The following is a 19,373-nucleotide window of genomic DNA, read 5'->3' as shown; positions in this document are numbered from 1 at the left end:
AGAGCGCGATGTTGGTTATTCTGGCAAGAGTTCAAGCTGTTCCGGATGTGTGAGCTCGATTAGCGGCCCGTTCTGCGGCTTGACCCAACCGCGCCCGCGGACGGAGCGACCGGAAAAAGTCAGCGGATCGATTCCGAGCTTCTCATAGCGGCGGAGGGCTCGCCGCCCGATCCTGAACGTGAAGTCAGTTCTCCAATCGGGGCCGAAATTCAGAAAGACCGTGTCACGTATCCGGGCGGCATCGACAACCCGCCCCTCGACGATCTGGAAGCTGTCGATATCGTTCCATGTCTCGGCGGGATTGCGGATGCGGTAGTGGGGGAGCTTCCAGATGCCGCGCCTTTCGCTCCGTGCTCTTCGTTCCAGCGCCAACATTTCAGCGATCAGGGCGCGATTGTCGTGAAAGCTGTAGACCCGCGCCATGCCGTCCAGAAGCAGTCGCCCCTGGACCCACGTGCCGTTGGGGAGTGTCAGATGCGCGAGGTAGCGCCGGTATCGGTCTTCGTGCCGTCCGCCAAAGTGAAGCGAAACTGTTTGCGCCTCGGTCAACCGAAGCAAGGCTGCACGGGCTTCCTCGGCAAACGGCCAGGCTTCGAAGCCGACACGCCCAAGCGGGAGTTTCGGCGCCTGTATCCCGACAAGTCTGACCTGCTTCCCGGACCTGAGAACAAGCGTGTCCCCATCGACGATCTCCGTGACTGCCTGGTCCTTCAGTTTCGCGCCCGGCGCGTTTTCGGGAAGGCGCGGGATCTCGGCTATGCTGTCTCCTGATACAGAGAAAAAGACGAGCAGAGCCGTCAGCCGGAGAATGTGAAGAGCGGGCCGCATAGTCCTATCGGATCACGGAGATTGAGAATATCTCAAGCAGCGAATGCACCGTCGGTCGCGCGCGGGGGTGACGGCGGAGCTCGGTGAGGATATGGAAGAGATGTTGTTCAAGTCGGAAGCCGCGCAGGAGTGACCGTGTCCGAAAGAGTACTGTTCCCGCGGACCGCTGCCCGGCGCAGCGGACATCTGCAGGTCGACGATCTGCACCGGATCTACTGGGAGCAGATTGGCAAGTCCGGCGGAATTCCTGTCGTGTTCCTGCACGGTGGTCCCGGTTCGGGGATATCCGAAGCGCATCGCCGTTTTTTCGATCCAGAGACGTTCGATGTCGTTCTGTTCGACCAGCGCGGCACCGGCCGTTCGGCACCGCTTGCCGAGCTCCGCGGAAACACGACCCAGGACTTGATTACCGATATCGAGCGGCTCCGGGAGCATTTTGGAATCGAGCAGTGGATCGTCTTCGGCGGGTCATGGGGCAGCACGCTGGCGCTCGCTTACGGGGAGGCACATCCGGAGCGCTGTCTCGGATTTGTCCTGCGGGGGATTTTTCTCGGTACGGAACGTGAGGTCGACTGGTTTCTCCATGGTATGGGCCAATTTTTCCCTGAGGCGGAACGCCGGTTCGTCGGGTTCCTGCCGGAGCAGGAGCGGGGAGATCTTCTGGCACACTATCTTCGCCGACTGGTGGCCGAAGACCCTGAGATCCATCAGCCGGCGGCCGATTGCTGGGCAGGATACGAGGCGGCCTGCTCGTCTCTCCTGCCGCTTCCGGCGATAGGCGGGGAAGAACCTCAGCGCGCCCTTTCTCTGGCCCGGCTCGAGGCCCACTATTTTGCGAACCGCATGTTCCTCGAACCCGGGCAGCTTCTCGCTCAACTGGACCGGATCAGGCATCTGCCAGCCGTCATCGTCCAGGGGCGCTACGATGTGATCTGCCCGATCTCCACGGCGGCGCAACTCGCGGCCGCCTGGCCCGAGGCCAAATTCGAGATTGTCCCGGATGCCGGGCATTCGGCAATGGAGCCCGGAATCGCGCGCAGCCTGATTGAGGCGATGGAAAGCATCCGGCAGACGATACGGCCTTGAAGCCATCAACGCGGTGGTTATCATGCGCGCGGTTTTACAAGGGGGGATCCCGGTGAAAAGGTTCTTGAGTGTGGCGACGGCGGCGTTGGCTTTCCTCGTCTCGTCGAATGTCTCCGTTCGTGCCGAGGAACCGGCGTTTTTGTCGCTGGGGGCCGGCGTCTACGACGTGATCGACAACGAGACGACGGCCGAAGCGCGGGTCGAGTATCGTTTCTCGGAGCAGAACAAGCTCTGGCTGTTCACGCCGTTTGTGGGGTTCATGGCGACCGCCGAAGGCGCGACCTACGGGTATGGTGGGATCGGCGTCGACATTTTTTTCGGCAAGCGCTGGGTGCTCACCCCGAACTTTGCTGCCGGCATATACGGTAATGGGGACGGCAAGGACCTGGGCAGTGCCATCGAGTTCCGCTCCGGTGTCGAATTTGCCTACCGCTTTGACGACTACTCGCGCCTCGGGCTGACCTTCCATCACATCTCCAACGCCGGGATTGACGAACAGAATCCGGGAACCGAGTCGGTGATGCTGATGTACTCGGTTCCCTTCGACAAACTGTTCGGCAATTAGCGGGGGAGGGGCTGCCGGTTCACGCCTCCAGCCCCAGTTCCTTGCACCAGGTGCGGAAGCGCTCGAGACCGGCTTCGTCCGTCGCGTAGAGCACCTGATCGCGATATTCGAGATCTGACGCGTAATCGACTTCGCCGACAGGTTTCCGCGTCGCGGTGTCGAATTCGTTCCTGACCAGAATGTCTGCCCGGAAGCTCAACTCCCATCCGTCGGCGCCTTCCTTCAGGAAGGAGCCCCGACGGATCTCATGCAGGACTGTCTGCAGTCGCTCGATGCCGGTTTCCTTCTTCACCAGCTCTTCGAAAGCCGGCTCGTAAAAGAGGGCCTGATATCCCATCAACGCCATCGAGAACTGATAGCCCTCTGCCTGGCGCGCATGCACGAGATGGCCGACGGCGTCGATGAAGTGCGGGTCGGCGAGCTTCGGAAAGTCCGAAGTGGTCCAACTGAATCCCATTATGTCCGTTCCGGATGCTGTTAACGGCTGCCGTTTGCGGAGAGTGCCATAACCCGGTCCGCAACCAAAGAAAACGCAGCAAGAAACGTGCCGTCTCTGTACTGGAAATCTGTCGGGAACTCTGATAAGTTATTTATATAGCATTTGTGACAAAATCGTTGCGATGGGAGGCAAAATGCGTCCGTTGATGAGATCCTTGGGGCTTCTGGCCCTGCTGCTTGGAACGTCCGGCTGTACGGTCGCCGCCGTAGGCGGTGCGACATGGGTCGCGACCGAGGCTTACGCAGACAAGAATCCGTTCGAGTACATGGCTGGATTCTTTGAGCGCGATTGCTCGCGGATCACTGTTTACGATCAGCCTCCCCGTTGCAGATACTAGGATAAGCCAGTCCACTTCCCATAAAAGTTAACTTGTCGCTATCCTCTCGCCGGACACAGGGGAGGACAGATTATGGCAAAGACAGTTTTCATCAGCGGATCTGGGCGAAACATCGGCCGTGCCATTGCGGTACGGCTCGCGCGGGACGGATTCAACGTCGTTTTGAACGGTAGTCACGACCGTGCGGCATGCGAACGTGTGGCCCGGGAAGTGGAGGACGCCGGCTCCGAAGCAATGATCGCCATCGGCGATGTCGGCAAGAGTGCCGACGTTCGGGCCATGGCGGCTTCCGCGCTTGAGCGGTTCGGCCGGATCGACGCGCTGGTGAACAACGCGGCCATCCGACCCCAGAAGAAACTCCTCGAGATGACCGACGAGGATTGGGACCGGGTCATTTCCGTCGATCTCAATGCCGCTTTCTATCTCTCACGGGCTTTTCTGCCGGGCATGGTCGAGGCGGGCTGGGGGCGGATCGTCAATTTCGCCGGCATGAACGCCATTCACGGATATGCCGGTCGCGCGCCTGTGTCGGCGGCCAAGCATGGCGTCTGGGGGCTGACAAAGGCGCTGGCCAAGGAATTCGGTCCCGAGGGTGTCACGGCCAATGTCATTTCACCCGGCCCAATCCGGCCGGATGAATCCGACCATGAGCACGCCGAACACATCCGCTCGCAGCTTTCGAGAATCCCGGTCGGACGACTCGGTGAAGCGGAAGATATCGCCGCAATGGTCAGTTTGCTGTGCGGAAATGAAGGCGGGTTTGTCAACGGCCAGATGCTTGCCGTCAACGGGGGGACTGAAACATAATATGGTTGATCCGTTGTATTCACTGCTCTCGCCAAGGTGGCGATGTTAAGGCTGATAACAGCCATTCTTAAAAAACTCTAAACGAATCTGCGTCTGATTTAGCCGCAAACCGTGTATAGTTCTACGGTAAGCGGGGTAATTCGGTCGCATAGAAATCTCGAATGCCGTCCGCTGGCGTAGGCGAATGGCGAAGTATTGGTGCGCCCTGCCTGGATAGACGCCGTCGGCAGAATGCCGGGTATTTGTTGGCGGCGAAGCTCGGTCGAGCGGCGACGTCGTCGGTAGCAAGACGGGGTATTCGACATGAATCAGCAATCATCCGCGCTGGTACCGCATTGCCGGCGTGTATTCGGCCAGTACCTGGAAAATTTCGGTTACTTGCTCGAGAGCGGAACGGATATGGAGGCCTGGTGTGATGAGATCCGGCGGAAGTCCGAGTTCGTGAACCCGCAGTTCGAGCCGGAGAACCTCGACCAGTCGAACAGCCGCTACGTCAGCATCCGCAAGGCATCTGGCGAGCTGGCTTGCACCATTGCCTTTCGCTTTTTTGACACGGACGACTTCCTAGACGATTTCGAGGCCGGATACTTCTTCTATGATCGGCCGGATGCGCATGGCTGGGAGAATCATGAGTCCGGGCTGCGCGGTAAGGTACAGCTCGACGGCAGGATCTGTTCGCGTGGCGGGCTGCATAGCTATGACCGCGGCAACTGCATCAGCTGGTACATCACGACCGTGGCCTATACCTACGCGATCGAAGCCGGAGCGAGCGCGACTGTCGGCAACACCTTGCCGAAGATCACCGCCGCCCAGCTCGCACCGCGCCTCTACGGCTATCGGCACTCGCAGATGATGCGTCCGCATACCTTCCCGTTCACGTCGGGGGAAGTGTCCCTGGCGCTTGTCTGGATCTCGGGGGAGGAAATGCGCGAGGAAGTTCGCATGCGCACGCAATTTCTGGAATCGGCTCCAGGGCCGGATATGCGCTCTACCGTCGACAGTTTCAATGGCGCGCTGATGGCGGCGGAGTAGAGCCGGACACTTCCGGACCCCGTCATAATCCATTTCGGTTGAGGTTGGCCGGACCCTAGACCGGGACCCGGCCGAATTGGGTGCGGTTTCCGCCGAGCATCAACCGCTCGGCGCGAATGCGCTCGGACGGCTTGTCCACGACGTCGAGCCGATCGCGAATGGATTTCAGGCGGGCTTCGAGCGCATCGCGGCGCTCTTTGTCCTCGCGGGTCGTGTAAATCGCGGCATCCTCCATGATCACGGTTAGGCGCGTAATCATGTTGCGCGCAAGGTCGCAATCGACCCCGCCGTGCCCCGCATGCTGGTCCAAAAGAGACTCCGTCGCCTTGATCAGACGTTCGACGGTCCCAAAGAAATTCCAGTTCGGCGGACTATCCCGATCCATAGTTGCGCCACCCCGTGCCAAGTCTTTTGAGTACAATAGCGTGTTGGTTCGGTTGTCGCAACTATATATGTCTCACTTAATTCGTGCGTTTATCCAAAGCCTGTAACATCCTGAAATCGCATCCTTGGTCCGCTTGCAGGACTTGCTCCGCATACAGCCGGTCATAACCGCGCAAGGTCATCGGATCGCGTTCCGTTATCGATTGTCCTGTGCGCCGGCGCTCCAGTTCCTCCTCCGGAACCAGCAGATCCAATCGCTTCTCCTCTACCGACAGCCGGATTCGGTCGCCGGTGCGCACCAATGAAAGCGGGCCGCCGACAGCGGCTTCTGGGGTGACATGGAGGACGATGGTGCCAAAGGCGGTGCCGGACATCCGCGCGTCGGAAATGCGGACCATATCCTTTACACCTTTTGATGAGAGCTTCTTCGGGATCGGCAGATAGCCGGCCTCGGGCATTCCCGACGGACTGCGAGGCCCTGCATTCTGCAGCACGAGGATGTCATCCTCCTCGACGTCGAGGTCCGGGTCGTCGATCCGGGCGGAGAGATCCTCCAGGGAGGAAAAGACCACGGCGCGGCCTTCCTTCTCGAGCAAAGTGGGATCCGCCGCCGAGCGCTTCAGGATGGCGCCGCCGGGTGCGAGGCTGCCGAAGAGGGCGACAAGACCTCCCTTGGGTTCGATCGGGTCGCTCGACGGCGAAATCACGTCCCGGTTCACTGGCCCTGTTTCCGCCGCAAGCCGCTCGCCCAGCGTTTCGCCGGTGACCGTCATGCAGTCGAGATTCAGCAGAGGTTTCAGCTCGCGCATTACAGCGCCGAGTCCGCCCGCGGCGAACAGGTCTTCCATATAATGGCTGCCGACCGGCTTCAGATTGACCAGGACCGGAGTGGTTTCGGAAAGCTCGTTGAACCACTCGAGCGGGATCTCGATCCCGGCCCGTCCGGCGATCGCCGTCAGGTGGATCACCGCATTGGTCGAACCGCCGAGCGCGAGAAGGATTCGGAGCGCGTTTTCAACCGACTTGCGGGTGACGATTTCGCTCGGCCGGATTGGATTGGCGATCATGCGGACTGCCGCCGCGCCGCTGGCCTCCGCAGCTCGCAGCCGGTCGGCATGGACCGCCGGAATGGCTGCCGTGCCGGGGAGCGCCATGCCGAGCGCTTCTGCGATGCAGGCCATGGTCGAGGCGGTGCCCATGACGGCGCAGCTTCCGGCCGTGGTGGCGAGCCGCCCTTCGATCTCGCGGATCTCGGTGCTATCGACGGTTCCGGCGCGGTATTGCGCCCAGAAACGCCGGCAGTCGGTACAGGCGCCAAGCTTTTCCTCGCCTTCCTCGCGCAGATAGCGGGAGGTCATCATCGGTCCGCCGATGAGCTGGATCGCGGGCAGGTCGGCGGAAACCGCGCCCATCAGCTGGGCCGGCACAGTCTTGTCGCAGCCACCCATGAGGACGACCGCATCCATCGGCTGGGCACGTATCATCTCCTCGGTGTCCATGCTCATCAGGTTGCGGAACTTGAGGCTGGTCGGGTTGAGATAGACCTCGCCGAGCGAAATCGTAGGGAAGTCCACGGGGAGGGCCCCGGCGGCGAGAACGCCTCTTTTCACGGCTTCCAGAAGCTCGGGAAAGTGCCGGTGGCAGTTGTTGAAGCCGGAACCGGTATAGGCGATGCCAACGATCGGTTTCTCGAGGCTCTCCGGCAGATAGCCCATGGAAGCGGCGAAGGAGCGGCGGAGATAGAGCGAGAAATCGAAATCGCCGTAATTGGTCAGTCCGCGCGCAAATCCCTGCGCCTTTGGTTGGTCCGTCTTGTCCGCCATGTCTCTCTCCCCCAGGATTTTTATGGACAGTGTGGACGTGGCGCCGGTCCCCGTCCAGACGGAGAAGCGGCAGACAGACATGCCGAATTGAAAATCTACATTTCTTCCCAGAGCCTCTCTTCAAGCTCGAGCTCTGCTTCTTCTTCCTTCAGGAAGTCGCGCCGGGAGAGCATACCGACAAGTTTTCCACGCTCGACGACCGGCAGGTGGCGGAAGCCGCCCGCCTGCATGATCCGAAGCGCCTCGATCGCCTGCTGATCGGGCCGCACGGTGGTCGGGTCGGTACTCATGACCTCCGAGAGCGCGGTCAATCCGGCATTTCGGCCTAGCGCCACGACCCGCTCGATCAGATCCGTGCCGGTGAAGATCCCGACAAGTCGCTCATCTTCGACGACGAGAACGGAGCGGACCCGGCGCTCGGACATTCGTGCGGCCGCTTCCTTGACCGTGGCGCTCACAGGCAAGGTCAGCAGATCCTGATTCGAAACAACATCCGGAACCACACAGCGGAGCATGGCACTTCCTCCCATGATGGATTTTTTCTCTTATGTTTCGATTTTGTGGTGGAAGTTCAAGCGCCCTGTTTTCCCCGGCCGTCGGAAACGCCTGCAAATCCTAGGTTTCGGCGTTCGCGGTGCGACAAAGCGTCCATCGGCCGCAACCGTTTCACGAAATCGTTGATATATTCAATAAATTGAATATGTTTGGTGAACGGGCATGAAGCGATCTCGTTCGGTCGCGTCTCCCGGATTGTCTGAACAGAAAGGACATCACGCCATGCGCGCTCCTCTTTCCTGGAAAGCCGGCGGCCTCATGCTCGGGATCGTGTTCTTTGCGGCGGTCCTGCTGGTGAAGCCGATCGGAGTCTCGACCCAGTTCGTGATCTTTGACGGTATTCTCTGGGACGCGGTCTCTCCTTCGGTGGTGACTGAGTCCGCCGATGCCAAGAGCGGTTACACCAGCATGAACGTCTATCTCGCTAAAAGCGGCGGGAAATACGCAAAGTCCGTCGAGAACCCGCTGAACTACAGCTTCGTCTTCGTTCTTGCCCTGATCGGCGGTGCGGCGATCTCCGCCCGTCTGCGCGGCGGCGTGGAGAAGGCGGAGCGGGCAATGCCCGCGGTCTGGCGGGACAATTTCGGCGATGCGCCCTGGAAGCGCTACCTCGCCGCGTTTCTTGCCGGTTTCGTCGTGCTCTACGGCGCCCGTCTGGCCGGGGGCTGCACCTCCGGGCACATGATGAGCGGGATGATGCAGACCGCCGTTTCCGGTTTCGTCTTTGCCGCAGGGGCTTTCGCCGCCGGTATACCGACGGCCCTTCTGCTGTTCCGAAAGGAGTCGTGAGATGAGTTCCATCCTCCTTGCCATTGTCATCGGTGGCGCCTTCGGCTTCACGCTCGACCGGGTCGGCGCGACCAATCCGAACTTCATCATCCGGATGCTGAACCTCACCAACCTGCACCTGATGCGGACCATCCTGCTTGCCATCGGCGTTGCGGCTCTGCTGACCTTTGGCGGCCTGCTGAGCGGCCTGGTCGATCCCGGCCATCTCTCGGTGAAAGACGCCTATCTCGGGGTCTTTGTCGGTGGCGTCCTGCTCGGTCTCGGTTTCGCCGTCGCCGGCTACTGTCCCGGCACGGGGCTCGCCGCCGCGGCTTCGGGGCGCTTCGATGCCATGGTCTTCGTGCTCGGCGGTCTCGCCGGCGCCTTCGGCTATATGGTGACCTATGCCGACGTGAAGGCGAGCGGAATGCTCGACAAGATCCTCGGCGGCAAGGCGACGCTCGGGAATATCGCCGGCACGAGTTACCCGGTTCTGATGGATATCCCGGGCGAATTGGTGGGGCTCGTGCTCGGTGCCGCCTTCATCGCCATCGCCTGGTTTCTGCCGGACCGCATCGTCGGCGCGAAGAACCGCACCGTGGCGGCGGAATAGTCTCTCGCCACCTGCCCGGCACGGCGCGCCGTGCCGGGACTTTCTCGGCGCAAGGTCGGGACATCAAAACAGGGCCAAAGGCCTCGGCTACAAACCCGCGGGAGGGAACCTATTCGATGATCGGGATTTTCATGCGCGCCGTTCCGGCGCTGTTCGCATTTCTGTTCGGCGCAGCCGCGCCAGCGCAGGCCAGCCAGGACATTCCGGACCAGTATCCGGGCTCGGTGCTCTATTCGAAGCCGGTGGAGTTCATTCCGAACGTGTTCTCCGCCATCGGTGCGACCGCGCCGCCGACCTACGAGAACAGCGGCCACAATAACAACCTCTCCTTCATCCTGACCGGCGAAGGTGTCGTGGTCGTCAACGGCGGCGCGTCGTGGAAGCTCGCCGAGGCGCTGCACGAGGAGATCAAAAAGGTAACCGATCAGCCGGTCCGTCTCGTGGTGAACGAGAACGGGCAGGGACATGCCATGCTCGGCAATAGTTACTGGCGTGCGCAGGGTGTGAAGATCGTCGCCCAGGAGGAGGCCGCGCAAGAGTTCGGGGCGACCGGTTACGACAGTCTCGCAGCGGCGGAGCGGATCCAGAAGGAGAAGGCGGATGGCACGGAGGTCGTGCTCCCCGACGAGACTTTCGAGGAGAGTTATAGGGTCGCATTCGGAAGTTTCCCGATCGAGGTGCTCAATCTCGGTCCGGCTCATTCTCCCGGGGACGCCGTGGTGTGGCTGCCGGAACAGAGCCTCGTCATTTCCGGCGACATGGCCTTCCACGAGCGGATGCTGCCGATCTTCGAGGAGACCGATACGGCGGCCTGGCTGGTAAGCTGGGACGAGGGCTTCGAGGCGCTGAACGCAACCTACGTTATCCCCGGACACGGCCATCCGACCAACATGGATCAGGTCCGGCGTTACACGAAGGATTACCTCGTCTATCTTCGCGGCAAGATCCGCGCACATCTCGATGCCGGCGGGTCCCTCGCCGACGCCTATTACGTCGATCAGTCGCCCTACCGGCATCTCGATACGTTCGAGGAACTGGCGACGCGTAATGCGGGCCGTGTCTACGAGCAGATGGAATTCGAATAGCTCCCGTTCCGCTCCGGGCTTCGACAGGGCCGGTCTCCTCGCCTATAGGTGAGGGGATATCCCGTTCCGGAGAGGCTTCATGTCCAAACACATCATTGTCGGCGGCGGCGTCTATGGCGCGGCCGTCGCCTGGCATCTTGCCTCGCGGGGCGAGGCGGTCGAGCTGATCGAGGCCGGCAGCATCGCTTCCGGGGCTTCGGGCGGTCCGGGGCGCCGAGGTGTCCGGGCGAACGGCCGGGACCAGCGGGAAATCCCGCTCATGGTCCGGGCGCGGGAGATCTGGCCGGCTCTCCATGAGACCTTGGACACCGACCCGCTCTTCGAGACGACGGGCCAGATCCAGCTCTTCGAGCGAGAGGTCGATCTGGCGCCGATGGAAGTACGCGCAGCCCTGCAGACCCGCCTCGGGATCGAGAGCCGGGTGCTCGGTCACGACGAGGTGCGGGAGTTCGAACCGGAGGTCGCGCCGATGGTGCGCGGCGGGCTCTATTGCCCCGGCGACGGCGTCGCCTTCCACAAGGCGACGACTCTGGCCTATGCAGCGAAGGCGCGGGCCGCCGGCGCCGTGCTGCGCGAGGGCGTGGCGGCGGCGCGACTGATCGAGAAAGACGGCCGCGTCAGCGCCGTCCAGACTGCCGACGGGGAGGAGATCCCGGTCGAAGGCAAGCTGCTGCTGTTCTGCAATGCCGGAGTGAAACCCCTTGTCGCGCCCTGGATCGACCTGCCGCTCTGGAGCCGCGCCTTCCTCGTCGCGGTCTCTGCGCCGCTCGCGCACAATCCGGTGCGTCACCTGGTCGGCCATGCGAGCCGGACCCTCTCGCTCAAGCGAGAACCGGACGGGCGGCTGATGATCTCGGGCGGGCGTCCCGGGCGCTGGGACTACGTGACCGGCCGCGGCACGCCTATTCAGGAAGAAGTCGATCTCAACGTTGCCGATGCGGTCGCGGTCTATCCGTCGCTCGACGGTCTCGAGGTCGAGACCGCCGACACCGATCACCTTGAGGCGGAATGTATCGACAAGATCCCGGTGATCGACAGTTTGCCGGGGAACGAGCACGTGCTCTACGCCGCCGGCTGGACCGGCCACGGCTGGGCGATCGCGCCGGCGGTGGCGGAACTGATGCGCGACTGGGTGCTGGACGGCACCAAGCCGCGCCTGCTGGAGCCTTTCGCTTTCGGGCGGTTCGGCTAGATCATGGCGGGCGGCGCGAGCGTTGCTGCGAGGGACCGAGTCGTCATCCTCCACGGGATCGCTCAGACGGCCTGGAATATGGGCGCCGTCGCCTGGTTCCTGCGCCGCGAAGGTTTCGAGCCGCTTTCGCTGACCTATCCCTCAACCGCGCTTGATCTCGACGCACTCGCCGACAGGCTGGCAGCGGAGCTTGACGAAAAAGGCGTCTGGGACGGCCCCGGCCGGGTCCATTTGGTCACCCATTCCATGGGCGGACTGGTGGCCGCGCGCTATCTCGCGAAATATCGCGATGCGTTCCCGGAGGAAAAGCTTGGCCGGGTCGTCATGCTGGCTCCGCCCCATGGTGGCAGCGAGGTCGCTGATTTCTTGCACGGAAACAGGCTCTATCGCTGGTTTTACGGTCCGGCGGGACAGGAACTGACCACGGCGGAACGTGCCGATGTCGAAACTCCGTACTACGAACTTGGGATCATCGCCGGAACAAGCGGCTGGCTCTACCCCGCGGCGCATTTCCTTTTCGGTGGCCGCCATGACGGGAGGGTCGCGGTGGAGCGTACCAAACTGCCGGGAATGGCGGCGCATATGACGGTCGCTGCGACCCATACCCTGATCCCCTGGAGGCCGGTCGTGCTAAGGCAGATTTCGGCGTTCCTGAAGACCGGCCAATTCGACCGGAAAAGCTGACTTTCTGTGGACTCCGGCGCCGTTCGGTCGAGATGACTGCGCGTGATCCAATAATTGAACCATTTAAGAATAGTTCAATCTTGAGGTAAAAAGGGAGTGTGGTTCATGCTGGCTTGATCGCGGTCGGGAAGGCTGGGCTCAGGTCACGCAGCCGGAAAGAAGTCGTGCGGGAATGAAATATCTGGACACGGTCGAGCGCCGGGAACTCCCGGGTACGGGAGGCGACATTCCTGAGTTTTTCTTCCCGCTTCTGCGGCACTGGCAATCGAGCGCCGCTTTGAGTCAGGACGACTTCCCGGCATATGCCTGCTTCGACGTTCTGGACATGCCGCCCGCCCTGATCAGTCATTTGATCCTCTGCAAACTGATCGGCACGCCTCGCCGTTTTTTCTACGAAGTCGTGGGGCAGGCAATCGAACGTCACAACGGCTTTCCGGCGGCGAAGCGCTACCTCGCGGATTTGCCGCTGAAAAACAAGCGCGTGATGGCGCGCGAATTCGGGCTCACCGTTCTGAGGCGCTGTCCGATCTATTCGCGCGGGCCGTATATCGGCGAATACGATTATGTGAAAGAGATCGAACGCCTCATCTGTCCGTACAGGATCGAGGCTGAGACGTTCGCATTCGTTGCGCTTGCCCGGTTCACGCTCGATCCTGTCGCGATGTCGCGGAAAAAATTTCTCCATGGCCGCGATACCGGGCTCGGCCTCCATCGGTCGACCTAGGCCCGGAAGCGGTAGCAGTTCCGGAGCGGGAGGGGGCGAGTGACGCAAGGAACGAAGCTCAGGACTTTGCCTCCAAAGCGGCCAGTCTCGCCCTGAGCTCCTCTTTCTCCGCATGCAGCTCGCTATAGGCCTTCTTGAAGAAGCTGACGCGGGCGAGATAGGCGGTCGGATGGATCGTTGAGACCTGGCGGAGGTCCGTCTGCTCATGAGCGAGCCGCAATGGTGCGCGTTCGGCAATGGCCGCGTCGCTTGCGAAGAGCAGCAGGTTCTGCCGGTACCACCAGCTCACCTCGGTATTGCTCCAGATGTCCGGGCGCAAGCTGTCTATCGCGCGATAGCCATGCGTGGCGAATTTCTCCACCCAGACATGCTGCCATTGCTCGTTTTGGTGACCGTCGCCGCCTTGCGCCGGAACAGCGGCCGAGAACAGCACCACAGGGGCCATGCGTATCAGGTCTTCAACAAAACTGTCCGCGCGGTCCGGAGGCAGATGCTCGACGACTTCCAGCGACATCGAGAGATCGAATTTGTCGTCGAACCGGATCGGTTGTGCGAGATCGGTCGGTCGGAAATCCTCGTCGTCCATCTCCATCATGTCCCGCTGCACGTAGTCGCCATCGAGTCCGAGCACACGGTTCGCCCCGTGTTCGCGAAAGACCGAGAGCCAGCCGCCGAGACCGCAGCCGAGATCGACGACGGAGCGGACCGGCCCGGTGAGTTCGAGCACCTTCGGAACGATGACCCGCGCCGATCGGACCGCGCTTGCCTTGATGGCCTCGTAGAATTCCCGGTTGTAGAGCGTCATCGGATGTCGTTCCGCTTGTGGGCAAATCGGACCGTTGGCCCTGTTACAATATTCTTGCCGCTATGTGAACGTGAGCCTCGCGCATTCTGTTTCAATTATTCTCATTTTACGGATTGATAAGGCTGCGGCGGCAAAATGCGGTATTTTCGGACGAGCGGTTCCGATCGCTCCGAGCGGGCGGCGAAAGTGCGGGATCTGATTTTGCGATTTCTCGGTGTCTTCAAACTTCTCCTCCCCGCTCTGTTCCCGTCATGGCGCTTTTTCGACGTCATCGGGCCGTCGCCCCGGGTCGAGTATTGCCTCTTGAAAACGCCGCATGACGAGACTGCGGACTGGCATGAATGCCGGCCGAGGCCAGCACGGCTTTCCTTTCGGGACCGGCTGATATCCTTCTTCTGGAACGCGGCCTGGAACGAGACCCTGTTCTACGCGAACTGTGCGGAGCGCCTGATTCAGGGCCAGACGGAGCATTGCACGCGGGAGCTCCGCCGTCGCCTGCGCGCCGACATTCTCTCCGGATCTGCCGGGGAGGCCGCTTCGCCGTTCTTCCGCTTCCGGCTGGTCTTCGTCAGCCGCTTCGAGGGCGCCGTGCGGCGTGACGTCGCCTTCGTTTCCCCTGCCGTCCAGACCGTCGATCCGGCCGACCGATGAGCCTCGAGGTCGCGATCCGTTCGACGGAGATCCTGCTCGCGATCGCGCTGATCCAGCAGAGCCTCGAGCATCTATTCGGATTGCCGGATGAGCGGCCGCATTATCTCCTGCGTCTCGTGCTCGCCGTGCTGCTGCTCGCCGGGGTGCAGACCGACTGGGTTTGCCTTGCGCTTTTCGTCAATGTGCTCTTCGTGCTGCACCGCTTTCAGGGACCCTATAACGGCGGCAGCGATCTCCTCGGCATGCTGCTGATCACCTGCCTCGCCGCGGTCCACTTCGTGCCCGTGCCGGACTGGCGGGAATATATCTTCGCCTATCTCGCCCTGCAGGTGACCTTTTCATACTTCAAGTCCGGCTGGGCAAAGGTGATTTACCGGGACTGGCGGACGGGCCAGGCGCTCCGCGATGTCTTCGCCTTCTCCGTCTATCCGGTGAGCAAGGCGACCCGGGGCTGGGCGGAATATCCGCGGCTGCTCTTCGTGATGTCCTGGGCGGTGATCCTGCTCGAGCTTCTTTTCCCGCTGGCGCTGCTGTCCGCACCGGCGCTCTATGCCGGCCTCGCGCTCGCGCTCTCCTTCCACGTCGCAAACTTCGTTCTGTTCGGTTTCAACCGCTTCGTCTGGGTCTGGGTCGCTTCCTATCCGTCGCTGATCTGGCTGCAGGCGCGTCTGGACCTGCTGGGGTCCTGACGCGCGTCCCTACTGGAAGACGATGTCGACGTCGGCGAGTGCGGTAACGCCTGTGAGGGTGACGGTGGTGTCGCCTGCGGTGAGGAGGAGGCCGGCGTCTGTACTGGCGGAGGTGACGCCGGTTCCGGCCTCGAAGCGGAGGACGTCGCCCTCGGTCCTGTCGTAATCGGCGACCGTGTCGTTGCCGTCGCCGAAGGAGAAGACGAAGCTGTCGGCTCCGTCGTTGCCCCGGAGCTCATCGTCGCCGGCGCCGCCGGAGAGCGTGTCGTTGCCCTGTCCGCCATAGAGTGTATCGCCGCCCAGGTTGCCGAGGAGCAGGTCGTCCTCCTGGTTGCCGTAGAGGATGTCGTCACCCTGTCCGCCATAGAGCGTGTCGCTGCCGCGGTTGCCGCAGAGCCGGTCCGCATCCCGGTTGCCGTAGAGGAGATCGTCGTCCTGCCCGGCATAGACCGTGTCGTTGCCGCCGCCGCCCCAGAGCGTATCGTTGTCGCGATTGCCGTAGAGCAGGTCGTTCCCGCCGTCGCCATAGATCAGATCGTCGCCGATCCGGCCGCTCAGTGTGTCGTCCCCGGAGAGTCCGGAGATCGTGTCCATGAAGCTGCCGCCCATGAGCCGCTCGTCCGCCTCCGTGCCGACGATCGGCTCGGTAATGGTGGCGGAAGCGGGCACTGCTCCCGTGTCCGTCAGGGTGAGGTCGTTACCGGTGTCCCCGACATAGCTGATCTTGTAGATGCGTCCGTTCGCATTGAAGGTCGCGCCCTCGGCGAGGCCGGAGAAGGTGCCGGTGATGGCGTCGGCGCCGTCATTGGCGATGAGGGTGAAGACATCGCCGGTGGCGGAGGTGAAGCCGAAGCTGGTGGAGAGCGTGGCGCCGGTGAGGTCGACCGAACCGGTGACGTCGATCTGGTCGTGGTTCGTCCCCGCCGTCGTGCCGTTGATCTCGAAGCTGCCTTTGGAGCCGGAGGAGAGGGTGAGGTTGCCGGTGGCGAGCGTGCCCGGGCTGTTGCCGGGGGCAAGCGTGCCGCCGGAGGAGATTGTGACCGCCCCGCTGATGCTGCCCGAGCCGCCGAGCGTGCCGCCGGAGGAGACGGTGACGGTACTGGCGGTCAGCGAGCCGTCGACGGCAAGGGTGCCGCCATCGACGGTGGTGGTGCCGCTGTAGGTATTGGTACCGGAGAGGGTCAGCGTCCCGGTGCCGGACTTGGTGAGATTGTTCGTGCCGGAAATGACGCCGGAGACGGTGGCGTTCGCACTGCTGCTGACCGTCGCGTTGGAGGAGAGCGCGATGCTGTTGTCGATGGTCGTGGCACCGGTGACGGTGAGGTTGCCGCCGTTGAGGGTGACGGCGCCGGTGCCGAGATTGCCGTCGGCGGAGACGGAGAGCGTGCCGCCGGTGACGGTGGTGGTGCCGCTGTAGGTGTTGGTGCCGGACAGGGTGAGGGTGCTGGCGCCGGCCTTGGTCAGGTTGTTGGCCCCGGAGACGACGCCGGAGAGCGTCACGTCGGCGCTGTTGGTGACCGTCGCGTTGGAGGAGAGCGCGACGGCGTTGTCGATGGTCGTGGCGCCGGTGACGGTGAGGTTGCCGCCATTGAGGGTGACGGCGCCGCTGCCAAGGTTGTTGTCGGCGGAGACCGAGAGCGTGCCGCTGGAGACCGTTGTGGTGCCGCTAAAGGTGTTGGTGCCGGAAAGGGTCAGCGTGCTGGCGCCGGTCTTGGTCAGGTTGCCGGTGCTGGAGAGGGTGCCGGAGAGCGTCACGTCGGCGGCGGTATTGATCGCGGAGTCGGCGTGGTTCAGCTGGACCGCGTTGTGGATGGTCGTCGCGCCGGTGACCGTCAGGGTTGCGCGGTCCAATCTGACAGTAGCGTCCCCGAGATTGGCGTCCGACGCGATCGACAGCGTGTCGCCCGCCGCGACTCTGATCGTCCCGGTGAGGGAATTGGTGCCGCCGAGGGTCACCGTCTGATCGTTGCCGGTGCCTGCAGAGCCGAAAGTCAGGTCACCGGCCCCCGACAGGTTGTTGTTGAAGGTGATATTAAGAATGCCATCATTGCCGTACATGCTGATGGCATTGGAATTGTTGAAGACAATGCCGTCGCCTTCGAACGTGATATCGACGCTGTTGAAATCCCACAGCGCAGAAGCCGAACTTGGAACGACGACCGGGCCTGAGTTGAGCGTGACGGTCTGCGTGCCGGTCAGGGTGACGTTCATGGAGTTGCTCGTCGTGGCCACGGAGCGGAACGAGCCGGCGCCGGAATCGTTGGTGTTCGAGACGTTGGCGAGCAGGCCGGGCCAGGTGTCGTGCGCGCGCGCGAAGGCGCTGGCGGCGGATGAACTTGTTCCGGACGAGGCGACATCGAAGCGCCAGTCGCCGCCGCGATCGGTGGCGCCGGTCGGCGTCGAGGAGGCGAGGACCCGCGCGCCGGTCGCCCGCGCGAGCTTGCGGACGAGGGTGCGTCCTGCATCTCCGCGCCCGGCGGAGCAGCCGTAAAGCACGATGGTCGCGCCCGGCGCCAGATGGCGGCGCCAGCGCCGGCCGCGCTCGGCCAGCGCCCTTGCATCGAGCGACCGGCCACCGAGCGTCAGCCGCCCCGGCGCGCCGTGGCTGACGAGGTGCAGGGTTTCGACGGGTGTGCCTGCATCCGCCAGCGCCGCGGCCACCGCGTCTCCCATGCCCACGCTCGGGCGGGCGATACCGATATCGGGCGCCGCGCCCTCGACCAGACGGTCCGCGTGGGGCACCGCCGGGTCGATCACCGCGAGGGCAGCCGGATCGGCGTCAAGGACGGGACGCCCCGTCATGAGCGGGAGAAACGGCAGATTGGGCAAGTCGGGATCTCCGGTCGAGAGGGAAGCGGCGCCGGCCTTTTCAGGTCCGGTTTCCGTGCAACGCCGAGCCGGTCCGTAGTCGCACCACGCGTGCAGGGCGGCCCAGGACGGCGCCGCCGGAAAGCTATGCGGACTCGATCCGGGACGCGTTTGGAAAAATCGGAAATTCCGAAGATGACGATTTCGGGGGTGTTTCCCGGCCGGCCAAAGTCCGCATTTATGTAGATTTTGCGATGAAATTATTGGGCGTTGAGAGGGGAAATATTCAATATTTACAGATAATTAATGGTTTCATGCGATTCGTGATGGCGGTTCACATTGGCTTCGCGATCCCGTATATTCGTAACGTGGCTCAGATGCGTGCAATTTCCAATTTTTCCAATCTTTACCCAGCCTCCAATGGGGGACGGAGATTGTCGCCATGACCAGGAGTTTTGCCGAGAAGCTCCGGTTGATCATGCGCGTCACCGGGTGCGATACGCAGAAGGCGCTCTATGCGCAGATCAAGGCCGTCAATCCGGAGACCTGCTACGATCCCGCGCGGGCCTATAAATGGATCAAGGGGCGCTCCAATCCACGGAATTCCAGCGTTTATGACGATCTGGTGCGGCTTCTCGGACTGGATATCAGCGGCGAGGAGCTTCGGACCTGCAGCTACGACCGGTTCTATCGCCGGCTCTCGCGGCACTACGGCGATCAGTTGCCCGCCGTGGCGGCCGCCGACGCCAATCCCAAGGTGGCCGGTGCCGCAGCCATCTCGGCTTATCCGCCTCCGGCCTATCTGGTCGGGCGCTACGTCTCGTTTTCCCGCGCCTGGTCGCCGCACCGGCCGGGCTGTCTGGTCTGTGGCGAGACAACCGTGACAGCGACCGAGGAGGGCGTTCTCGACATCGATTATGTCGAACGGCTGCCCTGGGGTGACCTGCAGGTCGTCGGAACGTTTCGCCGCATCGGCCGGAACCTGACGGCGATGATGTTCAGTCCGGATCAGGAATACATGCTGAACATGACCTACGCGCTGCCGCCGCCGCCGGGCACCGTGATGCTCGGGATCATCAGCGGCGTGACCCTGCAGGATGCCGAGATGCGCCCGATCGCGGCGCGCATCGCCAGTTTCCGGCTGCCGGATGATTGGGCGGCGCCGGAACGGAGTGGCGGCTATCTCAACCTGGTTCCGGACGAGCTGAGCAAGTGCCTCGTCGATTTCGGAATGGACGCGGACCGGGCGGCGGATCTTGCGCCGGACGTAATGAAGTTTCTCGCCGGCGACGGGGACCGTGGCCTGATCGAGGCGCCGGTTTCTGTGATGAACGCGATGGCGAGCAAGATCCTCGGCGCCCCGCCTGCCGTGCCGGACGCGTCTGCGGTTTCGGCTCTTGGGAACGCCCCCGAACGCTCTGCCGACTGACGGCGCGCG

20 protein-coding genes are annotated in these 19,373 nt (G+C 62.6%); 13 read left to right on the top strand and 7 right to left on the bottom strand.

The features are described from left to right. Nucleotides 1–15 precede the first annotated feature (15 nt). On the bottom strand, nt 16–828 hold the full coding sequence (locus NUH88_RS05545) for a thermonuclease family protein (RefSeq protein WP_257770467.1): 813 nt from the start codon (nt 826–828) through the stop codon (nt 16–18). Nucleotides 829–963: 135 nt separating this feature from the next. Here NUH88_RS05545 and pip point away from each other — a divergent pair, with 135 nt between their 5' ends. Next, on the top strand, nt 964–1,914 hold the full coding sequence (pip, locus tag NUH88_RS05540; RefSeq protein WP_257770465.1) for a prolyl aminopeptidase: 951 nt from the start codon (nt 964–966) through the stop codon (nt 1,912–1,914). A gap of 22 nt (nt 1,915–1,936) precedes the next feature. Next, nucleotides 1,937–2,479, top strand: coding sequence for an acyloxyacyl hydrolase (locus NUH88_RS05535; protein WP_257770463.1), 543 nt, complete (start codon nt 1,937–1,939; stop codon nt 2,477–2,479). Nucleotides 2,480–2,498: 19 nt separating this feature from the next. Here the strand turns inward: NUH88_RS05535 and NUH88_RS05530 are convergent, their stop codons facing one another. Beyond that, nucleotides 2,499–2,936, bottom strand: a complete 438-nt coding sequence (locus tag NUH88_RS05530) for a hypothetical protein (protein WP_257770461.1) — start codon at nt 2,934–2,936, stop codon at nt 2,499–2,501. Nucleotides 2,937–3,387: 451 nt separating this feature from the next. On the opposite strand from NUH88_RS05530, the gene NUH88_RS05525 reads away from it, so the two are divergent. Next, on the top strand, nt 3,388–4,122 hold the full coding sequence (locus NUH88_RS05525; protein WP_257770459.1) for an SDR family NAD(P)-dependent oxidoreductase: 735 nt from the start codon (nt 3,388–3,390) through the stop codon (nt 4,120–4,122). 303 nt (nt 4,123–4,425) lie between these two features. Beyond that, complete coding sequence (locus NUH88_RS05520; RefSeq protein WP_257770457.1) at nt 4,426–5,154, top strand: hypothetical protein; 729 nt, start codon at nt 4,426–4,428, stop codon at nt 5,152–5,154. A 55-nt stretch (nt 5,155–5,209) separates the two neighbouring features. Here NUH88_RS05520 and NUH88_RS05515 read toward each other — a convergent pair whose 3' ends face one another. From NUH88_RS05515 to NUH88_RS05505, 3 genes are all read right to left on the bottom strand, one after another. Next, nucleotides 5,210–5,539, bottom strand: a complete 330-nt coding sequence (locus NUH88_RS05515; RefSeq protein WP_257770455.1) for a hypothetical protein — start codon at nt 5,537–5,539, stop codon at nt 5,210–5,212. A 76-nt stretch (nt 5,540–5,615) separates the two neighbouring features. Then, nucleotides 5,616–7,361 (bottom strand): dihydroxy-acid dehydratase, encoded by a 1,746-nt coding sequence (locus tag NUH88_RS05510; protein ID WP_257770453.1) that lies wholly within the window; start codon nt 7,359–7,361, stop codon nt 5,616–5,618. Nucleotides 7,362–7,456: 95 nt separating this feature from the next. Next, a complete protein-coding gene (locus NUH88_RS05505; protein WP_257770451.1) occupies nt 7,457–7,876 on the bottom strand; it encodes a CBS domain-containing protein in 420 nt (139 codons plus the stop codon). Nucleotides 7,877–8,078: 202 nt separating this feature from the next. On the opposite strand from NUH88_RS05505, the gene NUH88_RS05500 reads away from it, so the two are divergent. The 6 genes from NUH88_RS05500 (at nt 8,079) to NUH88_RS05475 (ending at nt 12,982) form a co-directional block, all read left to right on the top strand. Next, entirely contained in the window at nt 8,079–8,705 is a 627-nt protein-coding gene (locus tag NUH88_RS05500) for a YeeE/YedE thiosulfate transporter family protein (RefSeq protein WP_372743546.1), read from the top strand. Nucleotide 8,706: 1 nt separating this feature from the next. Beyond that, the gene (locus tag NUH88_RS05495; protein ID WP_257770447.1) at nt 8,707–9,297 is read left to right on the top strand and encodes a YeeE/YedE thiosulfate transporter family protein; all 591 of its coding nucleotides are present in this window, start codon (nt 8,707–8,709) and stop codon (nt 9,295–9,297) included. 116 nt (nt 9,298–9,413) lie between these two features. Continuing rightward, nucleotides 9,414–10,382 (top strand): MBL fold metallo-hydrolase, encoded by a 969-nt coding sequence (locus NUH88_RS05490; protein ID WP_257770445.1) that lies wholly within the window; start codon nt 9,414–9,416, stop codon nt 10,380–10,382. 79 nt (nt 10,383–10,461) lie between these two features. Continuing rightward, nucleotides 10,462–11,574 carry an NAD(P)/FAD-dependent oxidoreductase gene (locus NUH88_RS05485; protein ID WP_257770444.1) on the top strand — a complete coding sequence of 371 codons (1,113 nt, stop codon included), beginning with the start codon at nt 10,462–10,464 and terminating at the stop codon, nt 11,572–11,574. Nucleotides 11,575–11,577: 3 nt separating this feature from the next. Next, complete coding sequence (locus NUH88_RS05480; protein ID WP_257770443.1) at nt 11,578–12,258, top strand: esterase/lipase family protein; 681 nt, start codon at nt 11,578–11,580, stop codon at nt 12,256–12,258. 172 nt (nt 12,259–12,430) lie between these two features. Next, on the top strand, nt 12,431–12,982 hold the full coding sequence (locus NUH88_RS05475) for a hypothetical protein (protein ID WP_257770442.1): 552 nt from the start codon (nt 12,431–12,433) through the stop codon (nt 12,980–12,982). Nucleotides 12,983–13,040: 58 nt separating this feature from the next. Here NUH88_RS05475 and NUH88_RS05470 read toward each other — a convergent pair whose 3' ends face one another. After that, nucleotides 13,041–13,787: a class I SAM-dependent methyltransferase gene (locus tag NUH88_RS05470; RefSeq protein ID WP_257770441.1), complete on the bottom strand. Its 747-nt coding sequence runs from the start codon at nt 13,785–13,787 to the stop codon at nt 13,041–13,043. A gap of 186 nt (nt 13,788–13,973) precedes the next feature. Between NUH88_RS05470 and NUH88_RS05465 the strand changes: the two genes are divergently transcribed. Both NUH88_RS05465 and NUH88_RS05460 read left to right on the top strand, forming a co-directional pair. After that, entirely contained in the window at nt 13,974–14,438 is a 465-nt protein-coding gene (locus NUH88_RS05465; protein ID WP_257770440.1) for a hypothetical protein, read from the top strand. After that, nucleotides 14,435–15,127, top strand: a complete 693-nt coding sequence (locus NUH88_RS05460; RefSeq protein WP_257770439.1) for an HTTM domain-containing protein — start codon at nt 14,435–14,437, stop codon at nt 15,125–15,127. The genes NUH88_RS05465 and NUH88_RS05460 overlap by 4 nt, the downstream gene beginning before the upstream one ends. Before the next feature lie 9 nt (nt 15,128–15,136). Here the strand turns inward: NUH88_RS05460 and NUH88_RS05455 are convergent, their stop codons facing one another. Then, the gene (locus tag NUH88_RS05455; protein WP_257770438.1) at nt 15,137–17,956 is read right to left on the bottom strand and encodes a DUF4347 domain-containing protein; all 2,820 of its coding nucleotides are present in this window, start codon (nt 17,954–17,956) and stop codon (nt 15,137–15,139) included. A gap of 421 nt (nt 17,957–18,377) precedes the next feature. Between NUH88_RS05455 and NUH88_RS05450 the strand changes: the two genes are divergently transcribed. Beyond that, complete coding sequence (locus tag NUH88_RS05450; RefSeq protein WP_257770437.1) at nt 18,378–19,364, top strand: hypothetical protein; 987 nt, start codon at nt 18,378–18,380, stop codon at nt 19,362–19,364. Nucleotides 19,365–19,373 lie beyond the last annotated feature (9 nt).

Origin of the sequence: Nisaea acidiphila (assembly GCF_024662015.1) — a bacterium.
Lineage (GTDB): Bacteria > Pseudomonadota > Alphaproteobacteria > Thalassobaculales > Thalassobaculaceae > Nisaea > Nisaea acidiphila.
Note: the sequence above shows the minus strand (reverse complement) of the source record. Positions and strands in the feature narration are given on the sequence as shown.

Coding starts and splice junctions, on each gene's coding strand:
- NUH88_RS05545 (WP_257770467.1), bottom strand. CDS start 828: ATGCGGCCCGCTCTTCACATTCTCCGGCTGACGGCTCTGCTCGTCTTT.
- NUH88_RS05535 (WP_257770463.1), top strand. CDS start 1,937: ATGCGCGCGGTTTTACAAGGGGGGATCCCGGTGAAAAGGTTCTTGAGT.
- NUH88_RS05530 (WP_257770461.1), bottom strand. CDS start 2,936: ATGGGATTCAGTTGGACCACTTCGGACTTTCCGAAGCTCGCCGACCCG.
- NUH88_RS05525 (WP_257770459.1), top strand. CDS start 3,388: ATGGCAAAGACAGTTTTCATCAGCGGATCTGGGCGAAACATCGGCCGT.
- NUH88_RS05520 (WP_257770457.1), top strand. CDS start 4,426: ATGAATCAGCAATCATCCGCGCTGGTACCGCATTGCCGGCGTGTATTC.
- NUH88_RS05515 (WP_257770455.1), bottom strand. CDS start 5,539: ATGGATCGGGATAGTCCGCCGAACTGGAATTTCTTTGGGACCGTCGAA.
- NUH88_RS05510 (WP_257770453.1), bottom strand. CDS start 7,361: ATGGCGGACAAGACGGACCAACCAAAGGCGCAGGGATTTGCGCGCGGA.
- NUH88_RS05505 (WP_257770451.1), bottom strand. CDS start 7,876: ATGCTCCGCTGTGTGGTTCCGGATGTTGTTTCGAATCAGGATCTGCTG.
- NUH88_RS05500 (WP_372743546.1), top strand. CDS start 8,079: ATGAAGCGATCTCGTTCGGTCGCGTCTCCCGGATTGTCTGAACAGAAA.
- NUH88_RS05495 (WP_257770447.1), top strand. CDS start 8,707: ATGAGTTCCATCCTCCTTGCCATTGTCATCGGTGGCGCCTTCGGCTTC.
- NUH88_RS05490 (WP_257770445.1), top strand. CDS start 9,414: ATGATCGGGATTTTCATGCGCGCCGTTCCGGCGCTGTTCGCATTTCTG.
- NUH88_RS05485 (WP_257770444.1), top strand. CDS start 10,462: ATGTCCAAACACATCATTGTCGGCGGCGGCGTCTATGGCGCGGCCGTC.
- NUH88_RS05480 (WP_257770443.1), top strand. CDS start 11,578: ATGGCGGGCGGCGCGAGCGTTGCTGCGAGGGACCGAGTCGTCATCCTC.
- NUH88_RS05475 (WP_257770442.1), top strand. CDS start 12,431: ATGAAATATCTGGACACGGTCGAGCGCCGGGAACTCCCGGGTACGGGA.
- NUH88_RS05470 (WP_257770441.1), bottom strand. CDS start 13,787: ATGACGCTCTACAACCGGGAATTCTACGAGGCCATCAAGGCAAGCGCG.
- NUH88_RS05460 (WP_257770439.1), top strand. CDS start 14,435: ATGAGCCTCGAGGTCGCGATCCGTTCGACGGAGATCCTGCTCGCGATC.
- NUH88_RS05450 (WP_257770437.1), top strand. CDS start 18,378: ATGACCAGGAGTTTTGCCGAGAAGCTCCGGTTGATCATGCGCGTCACC.